The 22,610-nt window shown below is 62.5% G+C and carries 23 protein-coding genes and 1 tRNA gene; 7 read left to right on the top strand and 17 right to left on the bottom strand.

From position 1 onward, the window contains the following. Positions 1-19 precede the first annotated feature (19 nt). Together VR74_RS16610 and infA are read right to left on the bottom strand one after the other, a co-directional pair. A complete protein-coding gene (locus VR74_RS16610; protein ID WP_045696707.1) occupies positions 20-610 on the bottom strand; it encodes a nucleoside triphosphate pyrophosphatase in 591 nt (196 codons plus the stop codon). A 5-nt stretch (positions 611-615) separates the two neighbouring features. Next, complete coding sequence (infA, locus tag VR74_RS16605) at positions 616-834, bottom strand: translation initiation factor IF-1 (RefSeq protein ID WP_045654549.1); 219 nt, start codon at positions 832-834, stop codon at positions 616-618. Between the two features lie 158 nt (positions 835-992). Between infA and VR74_RS16600 the strand changes: the two genes are divergently transcribed. Then, positions 993-1,526 (top strand): hypothetical protein, encoded by a 534-nt coding sequence (locus VR74_RS16600; protein WP_045696709.1) that lies wholly within the window; start codon positions 993-995, stop codon positions 1,524-1,526. A 12-nt stretch (positions 1,527-1,538) separates the two neighbouring features. Here VR74_RS16600 and VR74_RS16595 read toward each other — a convergent pair whose 3' ends face one another. From VR74_RS16595 to VR74_RS21225, 6 genes are all read right to left on the bottom strand, one after another. Further along, on the bottom strand, positions 1,539-2,015 hold the full coding sequence (locus VR74_RS16595) for a UPF0262 family protein (RefSeq protein ID WP_299950200.1): 477 nt from the start codon (positions 2,013-2,015) through the stop codon (positions 1,539-1,541). Further along, complete coding sequence (gene hisD, locus VR74_RS16590) at positions 2,008-3,315, bottom strand: histidinol dehydrogenase (RefSeq protein WP_045696713.1); 1,308 nt, start codon at positions 3,313-3,315, stop codon at positions 2,008-2,010. Before hisD ends, VR74_RS16595 begins: the two co-directional genes overlap by 8 nt. Further along, positions 3,316-3,768, bottom strand: a complete 453-nt coding sequence (locus VR74_RS16585) for a DUF2948 family protein (protein ID WP_045696715.1) — start codon at positions 3,766-3,768, stop codon at positions 3,316-3,318. Between the two features lie 9 nt (positions 3,769-3,777). Beyond that, on the bottom strand, positions 3,778-5,058 hold the full coding sequence (murA, locus tag VR74_RS16580; RefSeq protein ID WP_045696717.1) for a UDP-N-acetylglucosamine 1-carboxyvinyltransferase: 1,281 nt from the start codon (positions 5,056-5,058) through the stop codon (positions 3,778-3,780). A 91-nt stretch (positions 5,059-5,149) separates the two neighbouring features. Then, on the bottom strand, positions 5,150-6,358 hold the full coding sequence (locus tag VR74_RS16575) for a cytochrome P450 (RefSeq protein WP_045696718.1): 1,209 nt from the start codon (positions 6,356-6,358) through the stop codon (positions 5,150-5,152). Further along, positions 6,355-6,528 (bottom strand): hypothetical protein, encoded by a 174-nt coding sequence (locus VR74_RS21225; protein WP_299950202.1) that lies wholly within the window; start codon positions 6,526-6,528, stop codon positions 6,355-6,357. The genes VR74_RS16575 and VR74_RS21225 overlap by 4 nt, the downstream gene beginning before the upstream one ends. 42 nt (positions 6,529-6,570) lie before the next feature. On the opposite strand from VR74_RS21225, the gene VR74_RS16570 reads away from it, so the two are divergent. Then, positions 6,571-6,645: transfer RNA gene (locus VR74_RS16570), tRNA-Thr, on the top strand. Positions 6,646-6,718: 73 nt separating this feature from the next. Here VR74_RS16570 and VR74_RS16565 read toward each other — a convergent pair. Further along, a complete protein-coding gene (locus VR74_RS16565) occupies positions 6,719-8,593 on the bottom strand; it encodes a prolyl oligopeptidase family serine peptidase (RefSeq protein ID WP_299950932.1) in 1,875 nt (624 codons plus the stop codon). A 497-nt stretch (positions 8,594-9,090) separates the two neighbouring features. Between VR74_RS16565 and VR74_RS16560 the strand changes: the two genes are divergently transcribed. Further along, complete coding sequence (locus VR74_RS16560; RefSeq protein WP_299950929.1) at positions 9,091-12,219, top strand: TonB-dependent receptor; 3,129 nt, start codon at positions 9,091-9,093, stop codon at positions 12,217-12,219. A gap of 95 nt (positions 12,220-12,314) precedes the next feature. Next, on the top strand, positions 12,315-13,100 hold the full coding sequence (locus VR74_RS16555; protein WP_045698658.1) for a hypothetical protein: 786 nt from the start codon (positions 12,315-12,317) through the stop codon (positions 13,098-13,100). A 9-nt stretch (positions 13,101-13,109) separates the two neighbouring features. Here VR74_RS16555 and glpK read toward each other — a convergent pair whose 3' ends face one another. The 3 genes from glpK to VR74_RS21220 form a co-directional block, all read right to left on the bottom strand. Next, complete coding sequence (gene glpK, locus VR74_RS16550; RefSeq protein ID WP_045698656.1) at positions 13,110-14,597, bottom strand: glycerol kinase GlpK; 1,488 nt, start codon at positions 14,595-14,597, stop codon at positions 13,110-13,112. Positions 14,598-14,663: 66 nt separating this feature from the next. Then, positions 14,664-16,028, bottom strand: coding sequence for an amidase family protein (locus VR74_RS16545; protein WP_299950924.1), 1,365 nt, complete (start codon positions 16,026-16,028; stop codon positions 14,664-14,666). Between the two features lie 46 nt (positions 16,029-16,074). After that, the gene (locus VR74_RS21220; protein ID WP_299950921.1) at positions 16,075-16,251 is read right to left on the bottom strand and encodes a hypothetical protein; all 177 of its coding nucleotides are present in this window, start codon (positions 16,249-16,251) and stop codon (positions 16,075-16,077) included. 153 nt (positions 16,252-16,404) lie between these two features. Here VR74_RS21220 and VR74_RS21215 point away from each other — a divergent pair, with 153 nt between their 5' ends. Further along, a complete protein-coding gene (locus tag VR74_RS21215) occupies positions 16,405-16,560 on the top strand; it encodes a hypothetical protein (protein ID WP_299950918.1) in 156 nt (51 codons plus the stop codon). A gap of 67 nt (positions 16,561-16,627) precedes the next feature. Here VR74_RS21215 and VR74_RS16530 read toward each other — a convergent pair whose 3' ends face one another. Both VR74_RS16530 and VR74_RS16525 read right to left on the bottom strand, forming a co-directional pair. Further along, positions 16,628-17,626 carry a nitronate monooxygenase family protein gene (locus VR74_RS16530; protein WP_045698652.1) on the bottom strand — a complete coding sequence of 333 codons (999 nt, stop codon included), beginning with the start codon at positions 17,624-17,626 and terminating at the stop codon, positions 16,628-16,630. A gap of 96 nt (positions 17,627-17,722) precedes the next feature. Beyond that, positions 17,723-18,331 (bottom strand): TetR/AcrR family transcriptional regulator, encoded by a 609-nt coding sequence (locus tag VR74_RS16525; protein WP_045698650.1) that lies wholly within the window; start codon positions 18,329-18,331, stop codon positions 17,723-17,725. A gap of 50 nt (positions 18,332-18,381) precedes the next feature. On the opposite strand from VR74_RS16525, the gene VR74_RS16520 reads away from it, so the two are divergent. Further along, complete coding sequence (locus VR74_RS16520; RefSeq protein ID WP_045698648.1) at positions 18,382-19,824, top strand: carotenoid oxygenase family protein; 1,443 nt, start codon at positions 18,382-18,384, stop codon at positions 19,822-19,824. Between the two features lie 124 nt (positions 19,825-19,948). Here the strand turns inward: VR74_RS16520 and VR74_RS16515 are convergent, their stop codons facing one another. The 3 genes from VR74_RS16515 to VR74_RS16505 form a co-directional block, all read right to left on the bottom strand. Beyond that, positions 19,949-20,374: a hypothetical protein gene (locus tag VR74_RS16515; protein ID WP_045698646.1), complete on the bottom strand. Its 426-nt coding sequence runs from the start codon at positions 20,372-20,374 to the stop codon at positions 19,949-19,951. A 170-nt stretch (positions 20,375-20,544) separates the two neighbouring features. Next, on the bottom strand, positions 20,545-21,360 hold the full coding sequence (locus tag VR74_RS16510) for an SDR family NAD(P)-dependent oxidoreductase (protein WP_299950915.1): 816 nt from the start codon (positions 21,358-21,360) through the stop codon (positions 20,545-20,547). After that, a complete protein-coding gene (locus tag VR74_RS16505) occupies positions 21,357-21,920 on the bottom strand; it encodes a carboxymuconolactone decarboxylase family protein (RefSeq protein WP_045698644.1) in 564 nt (187 codons plus the stop codon). The genes VR74_RS16510 and VR74_RS16505 overlap by 4 nt, the downstream gene beginning before the upstream one ends. A gap of 200 nt (positions 21,921-22,120) precedes the next feature. Here VR74_RS16505 and VR74_RS16500 point away from each other — a divergent pair. After that, positions 22,121-22,610 (top strand): methylmalonyl-CoA mutase family protein (locus tag VR74_RS16500; protein WP_045698642.1); only part of this gene is annotated, 490 nt, incomplete at its 3' end.

Raw genomic sequence — 22,610 nt, 5'->3', positions numbered from 1 at the left:
GATGAGCCGCTTTGGGAGATCAGCTGGATGGGCTCGCCCGCCACCCCATGCCCTCAAGCAAAGACTTCGTTTCGTATAATGGCAGGCCGACAATCGCCGTATAGCTGCCATTGATATGCGTGATGAAACCGCCGGCCATGCCCTGGATGCCATAGCCGCCTGCCTTGCCCTGCCATTCGCCGCTGGCGACATAGGCGGCGATCTCTTCATCGGTGAGGCGTTTCATCCGCACCCTGGCGAGGACGGTGCGCGACTGCACGCGGCCATCCGGCGCCTTCACGGCAATCCCGGTGATGCACTGGTGCGACCGACCCGACAGAAGGCGCAGGAAGGCCTCGGCTTCGGCTGCGTCCTCGGCCTTCTCCAGGTTGCGGGTGCCCAGCGCGACCACCGTGTCTGCCGCCAGAACGAAACCGTCAGCCTCGCACGCCGCCGCCTTCTCCCGGGCGAGGCGTTCGGCCAGTGCGCGCGGCGGCTCGTCCTTGCGGCGCGTTTCGTCGATGTCGGTGGGGGCGATGCGGGCCGGGACGATGCCGATCTGCGCGAGCAGGTCCCGACGGCGGGGACTGGCGCTCGCAAGGATGAGCGGCGCGTGTCCGAAGCTCGCCATGGATACTACTTGAAGCGGTAGGTGATGCGACCCTTGGTCAGGTCGTAGGGGGTCATTTCAACCATGACCTTATCGCCGGTCAGCACGCGGATACGGTTCTTGCGCATCTTGCCTGCAGTGTGGGCGATGATTTCGTGCTCGTTCTCGAGTTTAACGCGGAACGTCGCGTTCGGCAGCAGTTCGACGACCGTGCCTTCAAATTCGATCAGTTCTTCTTTCGACATGAAGTCTCCAAATTCAGAGCGGTCCGTTGCGCCGCCGAAACATATGTAGGGCGCGCCATAGCCCTTTGCACAGATTCCGGCAAGCTTGGAAGGTCAGATGGGTCCGTGGTTGTTCGCCGGGTCATCCTGACTTACGATTATCGGCCCTGGAGGATACCATGCTTGATCTTGACCGCTTCGTCGAAGACTGCCGCGCGGCGGTGGCCGCTGACCCGACCCACAAGGCCGTGCACGATCTCACGGCGCGCGCCTTCAGCGACCCGGCGGACGTGCTGGCCGCCGTCGGCGAACCGACGGCAGGGGGTATCTTCCCGATCTATCGGGCAGATGACCTCACCATCCTGAATGTGGTCTGGAAACCGGGCATGACCCTGATGCCGCACAATCACGAAATGTGGGCGGTCATCGGTGTCTATGGCGGCCGCGAGGACAATATCTTCTGGCGGCGAATCAAGGACGATCCGGATGGCCGTATCGAAGCCGCTGGCGCGAAAGCGATGTCGACGGGCGATGTCACGCCACTCGGCAAGGACATCATTCATTCGGTGACGAACCCCATTCAGAAACTGACCGGGGCGATCCACGTCTATGGCGGCGACTTCTTCGGCATCCATCGCAGCGAATGGGACCCGGAGAACCTGACCGAACGGGCTTATGACGTGGAAAGAGCGAAAGCCCTGTTTGCCACCTGAACAGGAGACGGCCTATCGCGTCTGCCCGGCATGCAGGGCGCAGATCAGGGTGAAGAGTCGGCGGGCGGTGGTGAAATCGACCTCGACCTTGCCTTCCAGCCGTTCGGCGACGAGCTCCGAGCCCTCATTGTGGACGCCGCGCCGCGCCATGTCGATCGCCTCGATCTGGTGCGGGGTCTGGTTGCGTATGGCATCGTAATAGCTGTCGCAGATCATGAAATAGTCGCGGATCACGCCCCGGAACGGCCCCATCGACAGGATGAACGTGTGCACGTCTTCCCCGGCCTCGTCGCGGACCGCAAAGACCAGCTTGCGCTCGACCTGTGACAGGGTGAGCGCATAGGGGCCGCGATCATGGCCCGGCAGGGCGAAACTGTTTTCCTCGATCAGGTCGAAAATCGCCACGCGGCGCTCATGTTCGGCGTCGGGGCTGGTCGCGCCCAGCGTGTCTTCGTCAATACTGACCGATATCAGCCGGTTATCACCCATCGCCCTCCCCCCGGTTGGTGCGGATCGAGACCGAGCGCGCATGCGCCGGCAGGCGTTCCGCCTCCGCCAGCCTGATGGCAGCGGGCGCAAGCGCGGCAAAGCCCCGGGAACTGACGCGCTGGACACTCATCCGTTTGAGGAAGTCATAAAGGCCAAGGCCGGAGCCGAAACGGGCCGCCCGGCTGGTCGGCAGGACATGGTTCGAACCGGTGACATAGTCGCCGAGGGCTTCCGGTGTCAGGTGGCCGAGGAAAACCGCCCCGGCATGCCGGATCTGCGGCAACAGCGCGTCAGGATCGTCAATGGCGAGTTCGAGGTGCTCCGCCGCGATCTGGTTGGCAATTGCGGCGGCGGTACCGAGGTCCGGCACGGTGACGATCGCGCCGTGGCGTTCCCAGGAAACCCGGGCGCGTTCGCCGGTCGCCAGTTCCTTCAACTGGTTTTCCACAGAGATTTCCACAGCTTTGCCCACAGACTGATCCACAGTAATCAGGATCGACTGGCTGGAGGGGTCATGCTCGGCCTGGGAGAGGAGATCGGCCGCAACCCAGTCCGGGTTGGCCGTGTGGTCTGCGATGATCAGGATTTCCGACGGGCCTGCAATCGTGTCGATGCCGACGCGGCCGAACACCTGGCGCTTGGCCTCTGCTACGAAGGCATTACCCGGACCGACAATCTTGTCGACGGGCCTCAGCCGCCCGGCCCCGAAGGCCAGCGCGCCGACGGCCTGCGCTCCGCCAATCGGGTAGAACTCGTGTACGCCGGCCTTCAGCGCGGCATAGGCCACGGCCGGTGCCAGTTCGCCGCCGGGTGCAGGCGCAACCATGACGATGCGCTCCACGCCGGCAATCTTCGCCGGGACCGTATTCATCAGGACCGACGAGGGATAGCTCGCCCGCCCACCGGGAACATAGACGCCGACGCTTTCCAGCGCCGTCCAGCGCCAGCCCAGCTCGACGCCTGCGCTGTCGGTGAAGGAATGGTCTGCCGGGCGCTGGGCCGCATGATAGGCCGCAATCCGGTCATGCGCGAAATCGATGGCTTCGCGCAGGTCAGCCGGGCAGTCTGCCGCCAGCGCATGCAGGTTCACATTGTCGGATTCCAGCGTGGTCGGGTCGATCTGCAGCTCGTCATACTTGGCCGTGTAATCGGCCACCGCCCTGCCGCCGTGGCTTTCGACATCATTCAGGATCCTGGCCACGATGCTGGCCACGTCATGCCCCGTTCCCCGGTCTTCACCGAGAAAGGCAGCAAACGCATCCTTGAATCCAGGCGCGGTGGAATCGAAGCGGCGCGCCACCTAGCGACGCCTCCGCTCGTGGCTCGGCAGGTTGCGCGTCGGCCAGACATAATCGCTGTCGAGCAGGGTGGCGTCGAGCACTTCAACGTTCAGCGTGATTTCGCCATCGCCCGCAAACAGCAGCGTGACCGTGCCACCCGGCGGCTCGTCTGCCAGCGTGAAGCTCACGTCGAGCAGGGAGAGGATCAGTTCCGGATCGGCCTTGGTGACGGCCCGCGTCTTCGCGCCCAGCACGCCGTCAAAGGCCAGCAGCGAGCGCACGCGCGCGCCTTCCTTTGCGCGGGGCTGGCCGGCTTCCCAGCGAAAGCGGTTGAGTTCCAGCGAGAAGCGGTTCTTGCGGGCTTCATATTTTAGGCTGCCAGCCTTCACGACGGAATCCTGGACAGCCGCCGCAATGACCTGAAGATCCTCGGCCGTTTCGGCCAGGAGACGCAGCGCGTGTGGTTCAGACATCCCAGTCCCTTACTCGTCCTCGCCTGACAGGCGCTGGATATTTGCGCCGCAGGCATTCAATTTCGTTTCCAGCCGCTCAAAGCCGCGGTCCAGATGGTAGATACGGTTCACCACAGTCTCACCTTCTGCGGCAAGCCCTGCGATGACAAGAGAAACCGACGCGCGCAGGTCGGTCGCCATCACCGGCGCCCCTGTCAGGTGCGGCACGCCTTTGACCACGGCCTCCTGCCCCCGCACATTTATGTCGGCTCCAAGGCGCGACAATTCGGGCGCATGCATGAAGCGGTTCTCGAAGATCGTCTCGCGGATGATGCTGGTGCCGTCGGCAAGGCTCATCAGGGCCATGAACTGGGCCTGCAGGTCTGTCGGAAAGCCGGGATGCGGCTGGGTCGAGACGCTGACGGCCTTCAGGCGCGTGCCATTGCGGCGGATGCGCAGCGTGTGGGCCGCCTCGTCGGCATCGACCGTGACACCGGCCTCGCGCAGCTTGGCGATCATCGCGCCAAGCGCCTCGACCGGGGCGCCATCCAGCGTGACGTCGCCGCCAGCCGCCGCCGCCGCCATGGCATAGGTGCCTGCCTCGATCCGGTCCGGCATCACCGCATGGGTCGTGCCATGCAGCTTTTCCACACCTTGGATGCGGATCGTCGATGTGCCCGCGCCGCTCACCTTTGCGCCCATGCTGTTGAGGCAATCGGCCAGGTCTTCGATTTCGGGCTCGCGCGCGGCGTTTTCGAGAATGGTCTCGCCCTTGGCCAGCGTCGCCGTCAGCATTGCATGCTCGGTCGCGCCGACGCTCGGCATGGAGAACACGATATGGGCGCCCTTCAGGCCCTGGATCGCAGCGGCCTTGACGTAGCCGCTCTCGACTTTCAGGTCCGCGCCCATGGCTTGCAGTGCCTGCAGGTGCAGGTCGACCGGACGCGCGCCGATGGCACAGCCGCCGGGCAGCGACACGGTGGCATGGCCGGAACGGGCGATCAGCGGGCCGAGCACATTGAAGCTCGCCCGCATCTTGCGCACCTGTTCATAGGGCGCGATCGTGCTTTTCAGCTCCGCCGCATTCAGGTGGCAGGTCGACTCGCCCTTCGGCCAGTAAACCTCGACACCCAGCGTTTCCAGCAGTTGCGCCAGGAACCGCGTGTCCGCGAGGCTCGGCATATTGGTGAGCGTGATGGGCTCGTCGGTCAGCAGGCATGCGACCATGAGCTTCAGCGCCGAGTTCTTGGCGCCAGAGACGGGAATGCGGCCATTCAGCTGAGCGCCGCCAATGATGTTCAATCTATCCATGGCGCGCACTTATAGTCTTGTTCACGGCGCGGGAAAGGCGTGATTGTGGAACCTTGAGGCGCAAACGCAGCAGGTTCAGGGCGCCCCGGCCTCAGGACAGGCTGACGGGCAGCGACTCAAGCCCCCGCAGGCCCGACCGTTTGACCCATTTGAGCGTATCCGGCGGCGCCTGCAGCTTCATGCCCGGCGCCCGCCGGAACAGTTCGGAGAGCGCGATCTCGGCCTCAGCCTTGGCGAGGTGCAGGCCAAGGCACATGTGCGGACCGCTGCCCCAGCCGAGATGACGGTTGGGACGCCGCGCAAGGTCCAGCGCCAGCGGATTGCCGAACACGTCCGGGTCGACATTGCCGGCCGCCAGCAGGCCTATCACCTTCTCGCCCCTTTTCAGCGCCCGGCCCTCGAATGCCATGTCCTCGCGCACGAAACGCGGCTTCGTCATCTGCACCGGCCCGGTGAACCGCATCAGTTCGTCGACGGCGGCCGACAGGTCCTCGCCCTCAAGGCCGCGAAAGGTCTCGGCGGCGCCGGGCACGGTCAACAGGGCATAAATGCTGGCCGAGAGCAGGTGCGTGGTCGTTTCATGGCCCGCGACGAACAGGATGAACACCATCGTCACCAGTTCGTCCTCGCTCATCTGCTCGCCAGCCTCCCCGGCATGGACAAGCTCGCTCATCAGGCCGGGGCGCGGATCGCGGCGCAAGTCGGCAAGCTCGCCGCGCAGGGCCTTAAGCAGGGGGCTGAGCGCAAAGGCCGCGCGCAGCATCATCAGGGGCGATTCGTTCCCGCTGAACGCGCCCATGGCGACGTCAAACCGGGCCCGTGTCGCCTCGCTCATGCCCAGTACCGTATAGATCACCTGAAGCGGCAGCTTGCGGCAGAACCCGGCCACAAGATCCGGGTCGCCGCTGGCCATGTATTCCTCAAGCAACCGGTTGACCTCCTCCAATATCTGCGGCCGCATCGCCTCGATGCTGACCCGCCGGAACGGGCCATCCGCCAGCTGCCGCAGCCGCCTGTGGTCCGGATCATCGAGCGAGAGGACATTGTTCGCCAGCGTGCGGAAAACCTTAGGCAGGAACGGCAGGCCAAAGGCCGACCTGTGCCCCGCATTGCGCGCATCGACCGCGAAATGGTCTGCGTCCTTCAGCAGGGCCTGGATGGCTGAATGACGCGTTGCGCACAGCACCGGCCCGAAAAAGGGCAGCCTGATCTCGCAAAACGGCCCCTCTTCAACCAGCCGCGCCAGAGTCGCATGGGGCGAACGCCTGAACGCTTGCGACGACAGGTCCGGCCGCGTCACTCGCGCTTGCCGCCTTCCGGCACCGGCGGCTCGTCCTTCGCCTTGCGGGCTGCGGCCTTGCGGCGCTTCAGGTTCGCCCGCAGCGCCTCGGCCCGGCGGACGGCTTTTTCAGGGTCTTTTGGCGTGTGGGACATTTCCAACAGCTTTTCGCGGCTAAACGGTCTTTTCATCCGGTAAGTCATAAGCTAAAGCCGCGACTTGCAAACGGCAACGCCGCGGTAGCTCAGTGGTAGAGCGCGTCATTGGTAATGACGAGGTCGGGAGTTCAATTCTCCCTCGCGGCACCAGTTTCCCTTCAGGTTTCCGGGTGACCCAGCCGGCGAAGGCTGGGCCTGATAAGCGTGCCCCGGATCACTGGATTTAGCGCAGGCCGCAATCCTCGTACAAATAGCTCTCAATAGCGCCCAATGACATGCGTTGCTGGTCAGGCGTCCAAGGCAAGCTGTGGGGCTGGTCGGGAATAGTCAGGAATGTTGCTTTCGTATGCTTTTTAACTGCGTTGTAGAATGTCTGGCCAAAGGTGAGAGGCACCCTGACATCGCGATCTCCATGGAAGACCAGAACCGGAATACTGGCCTGAGAGACATCCTTGATGACATCCCGGCCAGCCAGCGCCGAGGCAAAGGCTGCACGGCCAAACCGGCTGCGATCAGCGTCCACAAGGATCTTGGCGGATTCGGCATAGCCTGCGCCAGCGATTGCGCACTGGAAGGGACTGTCCGGACGCACGGTTGCCGCCATGGCTGCATATCCGCCATAGGAATAGCCGAAGATCGCGATCTTGTCGGCCGCAGCGATGCCGGATGAAACAAGCCAGGCCGCGCTGTCTTCGAGATCATCCTGCGCCTTGTATCCGAATTCACCGTCGCCTGCACGCCAGTGGTCGAGCCCCCAGTCAGTGCTGCCCCGGTATTGCGGCTGCAGAACGGCAAACCCGCGCGAGGACAGGAACGGAATCCATCCGCTTGAGTCCCAACCGGCATAGTCGCGGGCCCAGGGTCCGCCATGTGGAAGCACAATCGCCTTGCCAGCAGGGTCGCCTTCTTTCCAGCCCGCTGCATGCGTCAGCAAAGCCGGGGTCTTGCGGCCATCGCGCGCTGTATAATAGACGAGGTCCATCGCACCGATATCTGCAGGATCGATCCAGGGCCTTTCGGCGCCGATGGCTTGCAGCTTCGCTTTGTCGTCAAACACGAAATAGCGCGCCGGATGTTGTACGGATGATGCCTTGAAGACGATCCTGTTGCGGTCGTCAGACGCATGGATAATGTCGATTTCCTGCCCCGGAAACGCCTGCTCAAGCCCTAGTACGATACCACCAAGCTCAGCATCCACCCAGACCGTGCGTGTTGTATCGGCATCATAAGTAAAACCGAGTACTTTGCCGAAATCCGAAGGGACTGTCGACGTTATGACACCTGCGGCGTCAAAGTCCGGATGGGAAAATACAGGCATCTCACTGAGCTTTTGCGTCTTCGGATCGAATGTGTAGATCTGCTTCTTGTCGGACAACTTGTTGGTGTTGATATAGTAAAGGCCCGCCTCGTCGTCCCAGTGGATCACATCGAGTTCGCGGCGTTCAACAAGATCGATCCTCAGCGCATCCTGCTTTTGGAAGCTGCCGCCCTTTTCGGACTTGAGACTGATTTCCTGGACGAATGTGCCTTCCTTTTCGTCGAATACCGATTCAGCCATGACTTCGCCGTCCCCGGGATCATAATAGGCCGCCGAGCGGTCAGATGTGTTCTGGTACACGACCTCAACCGCGCCGCTCGTCAGATCGAGCAAGCCAAGTTCAGATTCGAACGAGCGGCCATTCAGCCGGGAAATGAGGATACGGTCGGGGTCGCCAGCCATGCGTGACGCGACCGATCCACGCGCTTCCATACGCAGGCATATTTCCGTGTTCTTGCTGCGCCCGCGCATGCTGCCGAGGTCGATGAAGGGCTCTTCGAACTTTTTGAAACTCGTGTCTGTGATCAGGGTTTTTACAACCCAGGTACGCGTTGAACCTGTGGTCTTGCCTTCGCTGCACCCCCCGAGCGAACCCGTATAGGGCTTCCGAACGGCCGTCAGGACGTAACCATTTTTCAGGGCCTGAATGAATACGAATTCGCTGCCGTCATCATCTGGCGCGGCGATAACGGGTGGTTTGGACAAATCGTTGAGATCCCAGGACGCGACGACCGCGCGATCCTTGTCGTCACCTGCACTGGGGCCGACAAGTGCAAACATCGTGTTCCCGTCCGTTGTCACAGTGACATTCGTTATGGCTGGAAGCCGGGCCAGATCCTCAATGGCAATTGGATCGGCAGCGATGGGGCCAGCGGCGAATACGGCCGCGCTGCACCCGAAAAGAAACGCGGTTAACCTAGGCGTGAACATGATCGAAAATAACTCCCTGTTGACCGATGTCACCCGCGCGATATCGGCCTGTCAACACATGAAGGCCGCCGGAAAGACTCTTCAGTTTCCGCAAGCTCTGCGGAGAATACTTGCTCTGCAGAGTCGGGTTCTGACCAATCCATGCGTCTCCAAGGAGTTTGGAGGCCGAAAATGGCATAATTGTCACAGTTGTTACCTACATGACAAAACGGTGAACTGGGCAGTTGATTTGCGTATTACAAAGCCGCAACAATTCCGACAGGGGGCGAGTGTCAGGGTCTGGAAGGGGATTTCCGGATCAAATGACATGCGCTCGGCAATGTTGAGGGAAACGGAGAATCCAACTAATGAAATCGATCAATCATAGCAGTATGCTGTTGCGTAGCGTCGCCTTGTCCGCCCTGTGCGCCGGACTGGGTGCAAATGCTTTCGCGCAGGACGCCGATACGCCTGCCGACGATTCTGTCATCGTCGTCGCACCGGTAGCTGAAGACGTCGAAGGCGACGAGAAGAAGCTTGACGTCGTCCGCGTGACTGGCTCGCGCCTGTCGTCGGAATATACAGCCGTCGCGCCCATTCAGATCCTGAGCGCGTCTGAAGGGGTGCTCGAAGGCATCGCCGATGTCGGCGCACTGCTGCAGACAGCAACTGTTGCTGCCGGTTCGCCTCAGGTAACCGCCGCATCCTCGTCCGCATTCGTCCAGAATGGCGGCGTCGGCACGGAGACGGTCTCGCTGCGCGGTCTTGGCGCTAACCGCACGTTGACACTGATCAACGGCCGCAGGGCCGGTCCGGCCGGTACGCGCGGTGCCGTTTCGGCATTTGATCTCAACGCCATTCCGCTTTCCGCTGTCGAAAGCGTCGAGATCCTGAAGGATGGCGCCTCTTCAATCTACGGTTCGGACGCTGTTGCCGGCGTTGTGAACATCATCACCAAGCAGGATGACGGTGTGGAATTCGATCTGTTCACGTCGATCCCGGAAAATTCCGGTGGTGAACTGATCCGCGGCAGCGCAACCTGGGGAAAAACCTTCGAGCGTGGCCGTGCCATGTTGTCCCTAGACTATTACAAACAGGAAGAGCTTGCTCGCGGTGATCGTGACTATTTTAAGTGCGGCGAAGACTATGTCTTCAACTCGGATGGTTCGCGCGCTGATGTGATCGACCCGCGCACCGGAAACCCCCGCTGTAATGACCTCGCCTGGGGCCATATCTGGGTTTACGATTACAACGCTCCCGGCTTCGTTACGTCGCCATGGCAGGGCCGGCCCCAGCTGATCCAGTATGACTATGACGGCGACCTGGGCAATTACCTGCCAGGCTTCCCGACAAACAACACGGCTGGACTTGTCGTTCCGGGCGGTTTCTATGCCGTTGGTTACGACGAATTGCTGCTTCCGGGCGCGACACCGGATCCGGCTTTCTCTCCATCAGCACGCAACTCGCTCGGCGTCTTGAACGCCGACAGCATTTTCCAGGACGAAGAATCGCTGAGCCCTGAAGTCGAGCGCGTAACGCTCTACGGAAATGGCGAATTCGAGGTCAACTCGAACATGGATCTCTATGGCGAAGTCCTGCTTAACCGCCGTGAAACCTACGTGAATGGCTATCGCCAGTTCTGGACCTATGACTATGTCTACGAGTACGGTGGCACGACCTTCAGCAACAGCCCAAGCGCGCTCGCAAACGGCTGGGGTGGCGTCGCCGGCTCGGGTGCCTTTGTCGGCCTCAGCCCGACAGCGATCACGGATCACAACGATACCAAGATCACCGTTGACTACATGAACGTCGTTGCAGGCATGCGCGGCAATTTCGACGCGGCCCTGTCTGACTGGAATTACGACTCGTATCTCCAGTTCTCCCGTTCGGATGGTGACTACCAGCAAGACGTGATCTTCGACGACGCAATCACGCCGTACCAATGGTTCAATGGCAACACGTGCGCAGGTTCGACAACTCCCGTCCGTGGTGTCGATTGTGTGGACGTTGACTGGTACAGTCCTGATTTGCTGGCGGGCAACCTGTCCGAAGTCGACCGGGCCTTCCTGTTCGGCAACGAAATCGGCAACACGGTCTACGAGCAAACGCAGTTCGAGATGTTCTTCAACGGACCGCTCTTTGAACTGCCTGCTGGTACAGTCGGTGCAGGCTTCGGTGCTAACCGGCTACGCGAGCGCATCAACGACGTTCCTGGCGAAGTCACTCAGGACGGCAACGCCTGGGGCTCGTCGAGCGCTGGCATCACCAAAGGCTCGAAGAACACATCCGCGATCTTTGGCGAACTCGCCATTCCTCTGGTCAAGGATGCGCCGCTCATGGAATCACTTGATTTGTCCCTGTCGGCACGCTGGACAAATGAAGAAACCACCGTACGCGGTGTAAAAGCTGGTCAGGACAACACAACCTACAAGATCGGCATGGGTTGGCAGGTCACGCCGTCGGTCAAAGCACGCGCTACGTTCGGCACGTCTTTCCGCGGTGCAGAATTGTTCGAGGCGGCACTTGCCGGTCAGACAGCATTTGCTGGCCAGCGCGCAATCGATCCCTGCGTGAACTATCAGAACGCGTTTGCTAACGGCGATATTTCCCAACGCCGCTTCGACAATTGCTCGGCTGATCTGCCCCCAGGCATCGTGCCAACGGGTGGTGGCGGCAGTGCAACTGTTTCGTCCACAGGGAACCCGTTCCTTGAGCCTGAAACGTCAGAGGCACTGAATGTCGGACTTATCTGGGCGCCGACCTGGATCGACTTCCGGGCTTCGATCGATTACTTCGAAATCGAGATCACGGACGAAATCACCCGTCTTGGTGCAGCTAACATCCTGCTTGGCTGTTACGAGTCGGACACGTTCGCGACCGAGCCGCTGTGTGACCAGTTTACACGCGACCCGAACAACTACCTGATCGATACGGTCACCAACGACTTTATCAACGTCGCAACGCAGACGAACAAGGGTATCGACTTCGCGGCTGAATACTCCCGCGACTTCTCGTTCGGATCGCTGACGCTCAACACGCAGCACACCTATCAGCAGGAAGACGAAATCGTTCTGTTCGCTAACAGCGAGCCACTCGATACCACGGGCGAAGCTGGCGATCCGGAATGGGTTGGCAACCTCAACGCGACGCTGGAACGTGGCCCATGGTCCTTCTTCTGGGGCATGGACTTCATCGGCAAAACGTCGAACGTCGATAGCTACGTGATTGCCAATGGCGATGTGTGGCCCAACTATCTTGGCCAACCTGTCGGACTGAAGCTGAAGACGGAGCAGATCACGTATCACAGCTTGTCGGTCGGACGTGAAATGCCGAACGGCTTCGAAGTTCGCTTGGGTGTGCGGAACGTCTTCGACGAGCATCCGCCAGCCGTTTCAACGGTCGGAAGCGAATACGACACCGTGGGCACCTCTGCTTTCTACTCGCAGTATGACGCCATCGGCCGTCGTTTCTTCCTGAATGTCAGCAAGAGCTTCTAGCATCTGCTTGAATTGACACTTAAAAGCGGCTGGCAGATTGCCAGCCGCTTTTCTCATTCTTGGCGATCACCAGATTGTGCACGGAGACAAAATCAATGCCGCGAATTTCCATGACGCAGGACAATCTGAACGACCGCAATACCGAGTTCAAACAGACGCCGCTGGTAAAGCCGGTCTTCCTGAATTCCGTGCCCAAAAGCGGCACTCACCTGCTGCGAAATATCCTGCGGATGTTTGTCCCGGTTGAGCAGCAATATCACGACGACTTCATCCAGATACCGAACCTGCGAAAGCACAGCATCGCCCTCCACCCCGACAATCCAAAACTCAGCTGGGGGCACCTTCTCTTCTCCGACGAGTCCGCGCTTGCGACCAGCCTGTCGCGTCATATCCTGCTTGTGCGCGACCCGTACACCTGGGTCCTGGCGCGAGCCCGGTTTTTCCTGTCAGAAAATTTTGACGGAAATCTCGCCCACTTGCGGACCCGGCAGTACAGCGCTGGCGACCTGATGAACATGATGATCTTCGGCATCCACGGTAAAGCCCCTACAATGTACGACATTTATACGCACAATGCTGCGGCGTGGCTCGGCACAGGCGTCAAACTCTACCGCTACGAGGACCTGGTAAGCCATCTCAAGGATCTGAATACTCAGCGCGCCGAAACCTATTTCTCGCGGCTACTGGACGATTGCGGCATTGCCGTGCCGGATGACTGGCGCGAGCGTGTAACCATCGGAAGCGACAAGGCCCAGAGCGGCACGGCTCGTGATAATCTCCAGGTCGATGATTCGCGCCTGCCTGAGGAATTGCCTGACATACAAAAGCAGCTCGTCGAGTATGCCTTGCCGGGCCTGCGAGCCCTTCTTGGATACGCCTGAGCGCATCCCTCACGCCAGCGTCTTGCGCATCGCGTCCTGCCAGCCCTTGATCAGGGCGTCGCGGTCGGCTGCCGCCATCTTCGGCTCGAAGCGCCGGCCCTGCACGGGCCGCTCGGTCCACGCTTTCGCGTCCAGCCAGCCAAGCTGCATCGCCGCCAGCGCCGCCGCGCCCAGCGCCGTCATCTCGCGATAGTCCGGCCGCAGCACGGGCCGGTCGCAAATATCGGCCAGGAACTGCATCAGCCAGTCATTCGCCACCATACCGCCATCGACCCGCAATTCGCGGATCTCCGCGCCATCGGCGGCAAAGGCATCAAGCAGGTCCCGCGTCTGGTAGGCCGCCGATTCCAGCCCCGCCCTCACAAGGTGCGCTGCCGTCGTCGCCCGCGTAATGCCGCTGATCGTGCCGCGCGCATCGGCGTTCCAGTGCGGCGCGCCCAGCCCGGTAAAGGCCGGCACGATATAGACGCCGCCATTCCCCTTCAGGCCCGCCGCAATGCTCTCGGTCTCTTCGGCGGAATCGACGAGGCCGAGATCATCGCGCAGCCATTTCACCACCGTCCCGGCATTGAAGATCGAGCCCTCCAGCGCCATCGCGCCGCCGCCGGGCAGCTCATAGCCCACCGTGCCCAGCAGGCGGTGCTGCGAATCAGGCCGCTCGGCGCCCGTATTCGCCACGAGAAAGGCGCCTGTGCCATAGGTGATCTTGGCCATGCCCGGCGCGAGGCATCCCTGCCCCACAAGCGCCGATTGCTGGTCGCCTGCTGCCGACAGGATCGGCAGCGCCGCGCCAAGCAGGCTGTCATCGCTCATCCCGAAGTCCGCCGCATTCGGCTTCACCTCCGGCAACAGGCCCGGCGGCACGTTGAACAGCGCCGTCATCGCCTCGCTCCAGCCGCCATCCTCGCCCAGCCCCAGGCGATAGAGCAGCGTGCGCGAGGCGTTCGTCACGTCCGTCGCGTGCACGCGCCCGCCGGTCAGCTTCCAGATCAGGAAACTCTCCACCGTGCCGAAGGCGAGTTCGCCTGCCTCCGCCCGCGTCCGTGCGCCATCGACGGAATCAAGGATCCAGCCGATCTTCGTGGCGGAGAAATAGGGGTCGAGCAGCAGGCCCGTCTCGGCCTGCACGGCCGGCTCGTGGCCGTCCGCCTTCAGCGCCTCGCACACGCGGGCCGTGCGCCTGTCCTGCCACACAATGGCGGGCGCAATCGGCTTGCCGGTCGCCCGGTCCCATATCAGGGTCGTCTCGCGCTGATTGGTGATGCCAATGCCGGCAATCGTGTCCACGCCGCCGCTGGCCTCGATCGCCTCGCGGCATACGGCCAGCGTGCGTGTCCAGATCTCCTCGCCATCCTGCTCGACCCAGCCGTCTTCGGGATACCTGAGCGTCAGGTCCTGCTGGGCCAGCGCGACCTCGGCAAAGGCACGATCAAACACGATTGCCCGGGTCGAGGTCGTGCCCTCATCAATCACCAACAGCTTGTCCGGCTTGGCCATGCCTCGCATCTCCCGCAAAGACGCTGATCTTGGCCCAGCCCGCCGGGCCGCGCAATCACGCGCCGCCTATCGGGTGAGTCCGGCCGATTCCATGAGCTGCGCCAGGGCCAGCGTTGTCCAGTCGCCATAGGGCGCTCCGATCAGCTGCAGGCCAATCGGCAGGCTCTCAGAACTTCTCGCCACCGGCACGCAGGTTGACGGCAGGCCGGGGAAGGTCGCCAGTCCCGCCCAGGCCAGTTGCGCGCCATAGGGCTGCGGCACGCCATCGACCATCAGGCTTCGGTTCGCCCAGTTCGGGTCGGTCTGATAGGGAAAGGCGGGCGTGCTGAACACAGGCGCGATTACCACGTCATGCTCATCGAACACGGCGCGCCAGGCGCGGGTCACCCGCATCTGTTCGTCCAACAGTTCCATCCATGCATGCGCGTCCATCGGCTCTGCGCCCGGGGTGCCGCGCGTGATCACCGTATTCAGCATCTTCACATAGGAAGAGTGCATCGTGTCGAGGCGCGGCAGTATGCTGACATCATCTGAAACCGTCGCACCCGCTTCGGACAGGCTGTCGGCCAGGTCAGAAACGGCTGTCCGTGTCTCGACATCCGCAGCAACACCCGGCAGCGCGTCCAGCACCAGAACGCGAAAATCCTTCAGCGCCCCGTGCCGTGCCGGCGGCAGGTCCAGCCTGTAACCGATGCCGTCTTCAGGTCCGGCAATCACCTCCATCGCCGTCACAAGGTCTCCGGCATTGCGCGCCATGGGCCCGACCACCGCCATCGGCACATCCACACCGTCCGTTCCCGGAAAGCCATGGCCGCGCAGGGGCACGATGCCATAGGTCGGCTTGTGCCCGAACACGCCGCACATGTGCGACGGCACGCGGATCGACCCGCCGATGTCAGAGCCGATCTCCAGTGGCACCATGCCGGTTGCCAGCGCCACGGCGGAGCCGCCGGATGACCCGCCGGGCGACCGGCTTGGATCATAGGGGTTCAGCGTCCGGCCATAGACGGGATTCTCGGTTTGCCAGTCTGCCAAGGCGACCGGCGCATTGGTCTTGCCGAGGATGATCGCCCCGGCAGCCTTCAGGCGCTGCACGACAACCGCATCGGCTTCAATCGGCAGGTCCTTGAACGCTTCCATGCCCCATGTCGTCGGCAAGCCTGCGACATCATTGGATTCCTTCACGGTCATGGGAACGCCCAGCAGGGGGCGCGGGTCATCCGGCTGGCGCGATGCATCAATCTGCCGGGCCGCCGCCAGCGCCCTATCGAAATCGCGAACGACGACTGCGTTGACAGGCCCGTTGAAATGCTTGATCCGCGCGATGGCCGCTTCGCAGGCCTCCTGCGCACTTATAATCCCTGTACGCACAGCCTTCGCCGTTTCTCTTGCGTCGGCCGAACCCAGGTCCACCATCTCCTGCGGTGCCATCACGGTTCTCCCTTTTGGGAAGAGGATAGCACGCCAGCGGAAAGGTTCAACGCAGATCGCGTCCGGGTCCGCGATCGCCAAACCACCAGAGCGTCGCGGCCGTTGCCGCAAAGGTCGCCGTCTCGACGATCTCGCCCCGCGCCGCCGCACCGGATCCGAGAAACACCCAGGCCGTGATCAGCCACAATAGCAGCGTCAGGAATGGCCTTGTCAGCCCCCGCACCGCATTGACCCATCGGTAACTGTCGCCAATGGCCGCCTCGGCTGCGAGCGAAGCGTGGAGGCCCTGCCATCCCCCGGCGGCATTGGCCGTCTGCAGCGCCAGTTCGCTCGCCTCTGCCCGCAGGGCTTCCAGCGCATCAAGGAAAGTCGCGTCATGCCAGTATTCTCCGGCGCAGAACTGGCCGCCGCAACGGCAAGCCAGCTCTCGCTAGGTGAAATGCGGCCCGCGCCAGCCGGTGATATCAAAGTCGGGGAAATGGGCGATCAGCAAGGGTGCCATCATGCGCCCGTGGCGGTCCCGGTCGGATAGAAAAAGCCCGCCCGCCTTCATGCCAAGGCGAACGGGCGATGGGATCAGCGGCAAAGGCCCGCGTCTGTCAGGCAGTCGCGAACGCCTTGGCGGCCTTGTAGGCCTGGCGCTTGCCCAGTGCTTCGCGGGCGCCATTATACTCGCGCTCCAGCTGGTCGACATATTCGGCCGTCGACATGCGCGTATTGATCGCGCCGATGCCCTGGCCGCAGCCCCAGATGTCTTTCCAGGCCTTGGCCTCCTGGTTGCCGCCCGACCCGAAATTCATCGCCGATGGATCGGATTCCGGCAGATTGTTCGCGTCAAGGCCCGCCTTGGCGATGGAGGGCGCAAGATAGTTGCCGTGCACGCCGGTGAAGAGGTTCGAATAGACAATGTCGCCCGCCTTGGAATCAACGATCATGTCCTTGTAGCCTTCCACCGCATTGGCCTCGTGGCAGGCAATGAAGGCCGAACCGATATAGCCGAAATCGGCGCCCATGGCCTGCGCCGCCGCCACCGCATTTCCCGTGGCAATTGAGCCGGACAGGGCCAGTGGCCCGTCGAAGAACTGGCGGATTTCCTGGATCAGTGCGAAAGGCGAGAGTGTCCCGGCATGGCCGCCCGCGCCGCTCGCCACCGCGATCAGGCCGTCGGCGCCCTTCTCCAGCGCCTTGTGCGCGAACACCACATTGATGATGTCGTGCAGCACCACACCGCCATAGGAATGGATTGCATCATTCACGTCCTGGCGCGCACCCAGCGAAGTAATCACCACCGGCACTTTCCAGCGCACGCACGCCTCGACATCATGCTCCAGCCGGTTGTTCGTCTTGTGCACGATCTGGTTGACGGCATAGGGGGCAGACTTCCTGTCCGGGTTCTTCTCGTCCCACTCGGCCAGTTCCGTCGTTATCTTGTCGAGCCATTCGTCCAGCACCGGGCCGGGACGGGCATTCAGCGCCGGAAAGCTGCCGACCACGCCCGCCTTGCACTGGGCGATGACCAGGTCAGGGTTGGAGATGATGAACAGCGGCGAGCCGATCACGGGCACGCGCAGGTTTTGCAGGACGGTTGGCAGGGCCATGGAATTTCCTCACAGGATTGATAGTCATCGGTTTCAAACTAGATGCCCCGGGCTGCGGGACAAGCGGTAACGTAGGGACAGGTGGGCGGTGCCCGCCTATCCCAGTTTGAGGCTGTCGACGCTGATCACCTCATTGATCAATTGATCCATATCCTTCGGCGCGATCTGTCCGCTGAGGATCAGCATCGCGAGGCCATGCACCACCGACCACGCCCGCAGGATCGCGGCATGGCGCTGGCCGGGCGTGACATTCGGGCCCGCCAGTTCCGTCACGGTCTGGCGCAACAGCCAGCCGGGCGAGTCTTCCGGGTTCGCGCTTCTAGGATCCGCCGCCGGTGGTAGGGACGAAAAGATCAGTCGGAACAGGGCCGGATTGCGAACGGCAAAGCGCACATAGGCGCGGCCCATCTCGGTAAAGCCTGCCTTGCCGCCCATCCCGCCAGCCGCCGCCTTCTGCTCGCGCGCCAGCTTGGTCATGCCTTCGGCTGCCAGCGCCGCCAGCAGCGAGTCCTTGTCCGGGAAATGGCGATAGATCGCGGTCGCGCTGACACCGATATCCCGTGCGATCTCGCGCAGGCTCAGGCTTTCGGCGCTGCCCTGCTCCAGCCGCCTCAGGCCGGTCTCGATCAGGGCAACCCGCAGGTCACCATGATGATAGCCGCCCTTGGGCGATCTGATATTGACTGTGCTGCCATTCGCGTTCATGTTAGTGCTGTAAACATTATTTGCCCGCGTTTCAATCCCGGAGTTTTGCCATGGCCAGTCCCGTCGAAACCGCCATTCGCGATAATGTGACCAAGGGCATCATGAAGATCGTTGCCTTCAACCGCACACGCCCCCGCCTCGGGCACACCGAGAACACATTCCTCACCGGCATCCACGCGTCGGTCAGCGCAGAAATGACCCTGGAAGACCTCTCGGTCACGGGCGAAATCCCCGCCGCCCTCAATGGCCGCTACCTGCGCATCGGGCCAAACCCCGTCGGCAAGCCCAACCCGTCCACCTATCACTGGTTCTCCGGCGACGGCATGATCCACGGCGTCTGCCTCAAGGATGGCAAGGCGCTCTGGTACCGCAATCGCTGGGTCCGCTCGAATGCCGTCTCCGCCGCCCTTGGCGAGACGCCCGCCCCCGGCCCGCGCCGCGGCACGCAGGACAATGCCAATACCAATGTCATCGGCCACAATGGCAACACCTGGGCCCTGGTCGAGGCCGGCGCCTGGCCCGTGCGCCTGAACGACAGGCTCGATACGCTCGCGCACGACCCGTTCGGCGGCACACTGAAGAATTCCTTCTCCGCCCACCCGCATCTCGATCCCGAAACCGGCGAGATGCACGCCATCACCTATTATGCCATGGACCCCGCCACAATCCACCACACCGTTGTCGACGCCAACGGCAAGGTGATCCGCGAGGAGCCGGTCAAGGTCGAACACGGCCCCTCTATCCACGACTGCGCCGTGACGAAACACTATGTCATCATCCTGGACCTGCCGGTCACCTTCTCGATGAAAACCCTGCTCGCAGGCCAGTCCTTCCCCTATCGCTGGAACCCGGCGCACAAGGCCCGCATCGGCCTGATGCCGCGCCACGGCACCAATGACGATGTCATCTGGTGCGATGTCGACCCGTGCTATGTCTTCCACCCCTGCAATGCCTATGAGGCCGAAGACGGCACAATCATCATGGATGCCAGCGTCCACGACACCATGTTCGCCGACAGCAGGCAGGGCCCGGACTCGCAAAAAGTCACCTTCGAACGCTGGTCTATAGACCCCGCCGCCCACAAGGTCACCCGCAGCGTTCTGGACGCCGCACCGCAGGAATTCCCCCGCCCCGACGAACGCTATACCGGCCGGAAATACCGCTACGCCTACACGATGGCTCTGCCGGAAGAAGGCGGATTCGAAACCTTCAACCAGACCAAACTCTTCAAGCACGATCTCGACGCCGGCACCCGCGAGACCCATGATTTCGGCCCCGGCCGCGTGCCCGGCGAATTCGTCTTCATTCCGCGCACCGATGATGCACCGGAAGGCGACGGCTGGCTGATGGGCTATGTCGTCGACACCAACACGGACACGACAGACCTCGCCATCCTCGACGCGCAGGCCTTCACCGCGCGACCCGTCGCCCTCGTCCATGTCCCCCACCGCATCCCCCCGGGCTTCCACGGAAATTGGGCCCCGGCAGTGTAGCCGTGCCCGAAAGACTTCCCAAGCGCCAGCCGCGGTTTCCCCGGCTGAGGACCGTCAGGACGTAATATCCCGGAAAAGGCTGGCCACCGGTTCGTCAGGGTCAATACGGATAACAGAGCCCCTGTCAGTTCTCTCCGCGCTTCTGAATGTAGCCTAGCAACAAGAGAATTGTACCGGCAATCATTGCGAGAGTCAGGGAAAGCAGCCCGACCGTGACGATGAGTTCCTGCCACGGCTGCGCAGTGGGGCTGGGCCCGTGAATGGGTGTCATGCCTCCCGTATTCCATGCGGCGGCCAGCGTTGTTGATAACCAGTTCACGGTGGTGCCATACGCCAGAAGCCAAAATGTTGCGCGCGCGGCAGTCTTGCCGAGTTCGACAAATCGCCATGTGGCGCCGACAGCGATCAAAAAGGTACCGTTGGTCAGGCCTTGCATATGGGCTGACAATCCCATCCGGGGATTGGCCATGACGCCCGTCGCAAGACCGGTCAGCAGTCCTGACAGGAACAGTGCCGCACCAAGAACGAGAAAGGATTTCTGGAAGTTCATGCCACTCTCCCCCGACGATCTGCTGTTAAATGACAGTGCTTCGTACTGAGATCAAGCCAGAGCGCATCGGGAGTTGAACCTGAACGGCTGCTTTGGGCCGCCCCCTGATGATCGCGGCACGTGAAAGAATGACCCAGATCGCGACGATCACGCCGCAAGACCAGGCCGTCTCACCCCACCCGCACGCTGCCGCCGCCATCCACCGGCAGAATCGCGCCGGTGATGAACCGCGCCTCGTCGCTCGCCAGGAACAGTGCCGCGTGCGCCGTGTCCCAGCCGGTGCCCATGAACTTCATCGGCACGTTCGCCGCGCGTTCCTCGCGCAGCGCGTCCTCGGAAATGCTCCGCGCCGCCGCAATGCCGCCTATCGCCATCGGCGTGTCCATCAGCCCCGGCGTGATCGCATTGCAGCGCACGCCGCGCGAGGCGCCGCTCAGCGCCACGCTGCGCGTCACCCGGTTCATCCCCGCTTTCGACACTTCATAGGCCATCTGGAATCCGCCCGCGATCGAGGCGAGCGACGAGATGTTGACGATCGCCCCGCTGCGCTGTTCCAGCATGCCGGGCATCACCGCCTGCGTCACCAGCCACGCGCCTTTCAGGTTGACGCGCAGGATGCGGTCGAACGCCTCCTCGGTCAGCTTGTGCGGCGGCCCGTCGCCATGGCCGCCAATGCCGACATTGTTGACCAGTATGTCCACGCGCCCGAACAAGGCCGTGCAGTCGGACGCTATGCGCGCGGCCTCCTCGGCCTTCGATACATCGGCAATGCACAGCGCGGCGACGCCGCCTTCCTGCTCGATTTCCGCCACCGTAGCGGCAGCGCGGTCGCCATCGCGGTCGACACACAGCACGCCGGCCCCGGCCCGCGCGAACAGCAGCGCCATGGCCTTGCCATTGCCAATCGTTTCGCCCGGCGTCTGTCCGGCGCCGCAGATGATCGCCACCTTGCCTGCCAGGCGGCCCGTCACATCGCCCAGGCTCACCGTTCCAGGTCCGGGTCCGCTTCAAGGTCATCGTCCAGCTGCACGCCGAACGTGTTCAGCATCATCGACACCTGCGTGTACTGGCCGACTGTCATCACAAGGTCCATACGCTGTTTCTCGGTCAGCCCGGCCAGCTCGTTCCATGTCCGGTCGGTAATGAAGGCGTCGCTTGTCAGCTCGTCCACGGCGCGAAGCATCGCGCTTTCCAGCGCCGACCAGCTCGGCGCCAGCGGCCCTTCCTTGATGTGCTGGATTTCAAGGTCGGTCATGCCGCACTCCTTGCCGATGCGCACATGCTGGGCCCATTCATAGCCGGATTTCCAGTTATACCCGGTGCGCAGGATGACCATTTCGCGCTCGCGCGGGGCCAGGCTGTTATAATCCGACAGGATGTATCCGCCCCAACGCATGAACGATTTGAACGCCTTCGGCGCGCGCGCCAGCGTGCGGAAAATATTGTACACGGGGCGGCCATTGAACGTCTTTTCCAGCGTTTCGCGCTGTTCAGCGTCCAGCTCCGAATCCGCCAGCGGGGCAATCCGCGCTTTATCGAGTCTCATTTCATACTGCTTTCCTGCTTGGCGGCGCCTGTGCGCTCGCGCGTTTCATCCCTGTGACTGCAGTAAATACGCTTCCTCACAGGGCCACAAGCGCCATGACGGCCATCAGGCCGCACCCCTGCCGTTACGCAAGGCCTTGACCTTACGTTGGCGTCAACTCCATTACCAAGGCACACACGAGAATACAGGCACCGCATATCATGGCAGATGACATCCTCCCCCTCAGCAGCGCGTTCAAGGACGCGACCGAAGCCGAATGGCTGGCCGCCGTCGAAAAGGCCCTGAAGGGCAAGGGCATCGACACGATCACCCGCACCACCGCTGACGGCCTGAAAGTCCGCCCGCTCTACCGCGAAAGCGATTTCCCCTCGGCGACAGACCCGCTCGGCACGCCTGGCGCGGCGCCCTACCTGCGCGGCCCCACCGCCGCGCCCGACGCCTGGCTGCCATGGGATATCCGCCAGGCCTTCACCCACCCGGACCCCGCCACCACGAATGCCGAAATCCTCCGCGACCTCGAACGCGGCGTCTCTTCCGTGGAACTCACGCTCGACCCGACAGGCGTAAACGGCGTCCAGGTCCTCGGCCTCGCTGACCTGCAAACCGTCCTCGACGGCGTCGACGCCAGCATCGCCACGATTGCGCTGGATCCGGTCGGCGAACCCGGCTTCATAGCCGCTGGCCTCCTCG

Origin of the sequence: Hyphomonas sp. BRH_c22 (genome assembly GCF_000961795.1) — a bacterium.
GTDB lineage: Bacteria > Pseudomonadota > Alphaproteobacteria > Caulobacterales > Hyphomonadaceae > Hyphomonas.
Note: the sequence above shows the minus strand (reverse complement) of the source record. Positions and strands in the feature narration are given on the sequence as shown.

Bases quoted from the DNA above. Each gene is read 5' to 3' on its own strand.
- VR74_RS16610 (WP_045696707.1), bottom strand. From the start codon at position 610: ATGGCGAGCTTCGGACACGCGCCGCTCATCCTTGCGAGCGCCAGTCCC.
- infA (WP_045654549.1), bottom strand. From the start codon at position 834: ATGTCGAAAGAAGAACTGATCGAATTTGAAGGCACGGTCGTCGAACTG.
- VR74_RS16600 (WP_045696709.1), top strand. From the start codon at position 993: ATGCTTGATCTTGACCGCTTCGTCGAAGACTGCCGCGCGGCGGTGGCC.
- VR74_RS16595 (WP_299950200.1), bottom strand. From the start codon at position 2,015: ATGGGTGATAACCGGCTGATATCGGTCAGTATTGACGAAGACACGCTG.
- VR74_RS16585 (WP_045696715.1), bottom strand. From the start codon at position 3,768: ATGTCTGAACCACACGCGCTGCGTCTCCTGGCCGAAACGGCCGAGGAT.
- murA (WP_045696717.1), bottom strand. From the start codon at position 5,058: ATGGATAGATTGAACATCATTGGCGGCGCTCAGCTGAATGGCCGCATT.
- VR74_RS21225 (WP_299950202.1), bottom strand. From the start codon at position 6,528: ATGAAAAGACCGTTTAGCCGCGAAAAGCTGTTGGAAATGTCCCACACG.
- VR74_RS16565 (WP_299950932.1), bottom strand. From the start codon at position 8,593: ATGTTTGCACTTGTCGGCCCCAGTGCAGGTGACGACAAGGATCGCGCG.
- VR74_RS16560 (WP_299950929.1), top strand. From the start codon at position 9,091: ATGAAATCGATCAATCATAGCAGTATGCTGTTGCGTAGCGTCGCCTTG.
- VR74_RS16555 (WP_045698658.1), top strand. From the start codon at position 12,315: ATGCCGCGAATTTCCATGACGCAGGACAATCTGAACGACCGCAATACC.
- glpK (WP_045698656.1), bottom strand. From the start codon at position 14,597: ATGGCCAAGCCGGACAAGCTGTTGGTGATTGATGAGGGCACGACCTCG.
- VR74_RS16545 (WP_299950924.1), bottom strand. From the start codon at position 16,028: ATGGCACCGCAGGAGATGGTGGACCTGGGTTCGGCCGACGCAAGAGAA.
- VR74_RS21215 (WP_299950918.1), top strand. From the start codon at position 16,405: ATGCCAGTATTCTCCGGCGCAGAACTGGCCGCCGCAACGGCAAGCCAG.
- VR74_RS16530 (WP_045698652.1), bottom strand. From the start codon at position 17,626: ATGGCCCTGCCAACCGTCCTGCAAAACCTGCGCGTGCCCGTGATCGGC.
- VR74_RS16525 (WP_045698650.1), bottom strand. From the start codon at position 18,331: ATGAACGCGAATGGCAGCACAGTCAATATCAGATCGCCCAAGGGCGGC.
- VR74_RS16520 (WP_045698648.1), top strand. From the start codon at position 18,382: ATGGCCAGTCCCGTCGAAACCGCCATTCGCGATAATGTGACCAAGGGC.
- VR74_RS16515 (WP_045698646.1), bottom strand. From the start codon at position 20,374: ATGAACTTCCAGAAATCCTTTCTCGTTCTTGGTGCGGCACTGTTCCTG.
- VR74_RS16505 (WP_045698644.1), bottom strand. From the start codon at position 21,920: ATGAGACTCGATAAAGCGCGGATTGCCCCGCTGGCGGATTCGGAGCTG.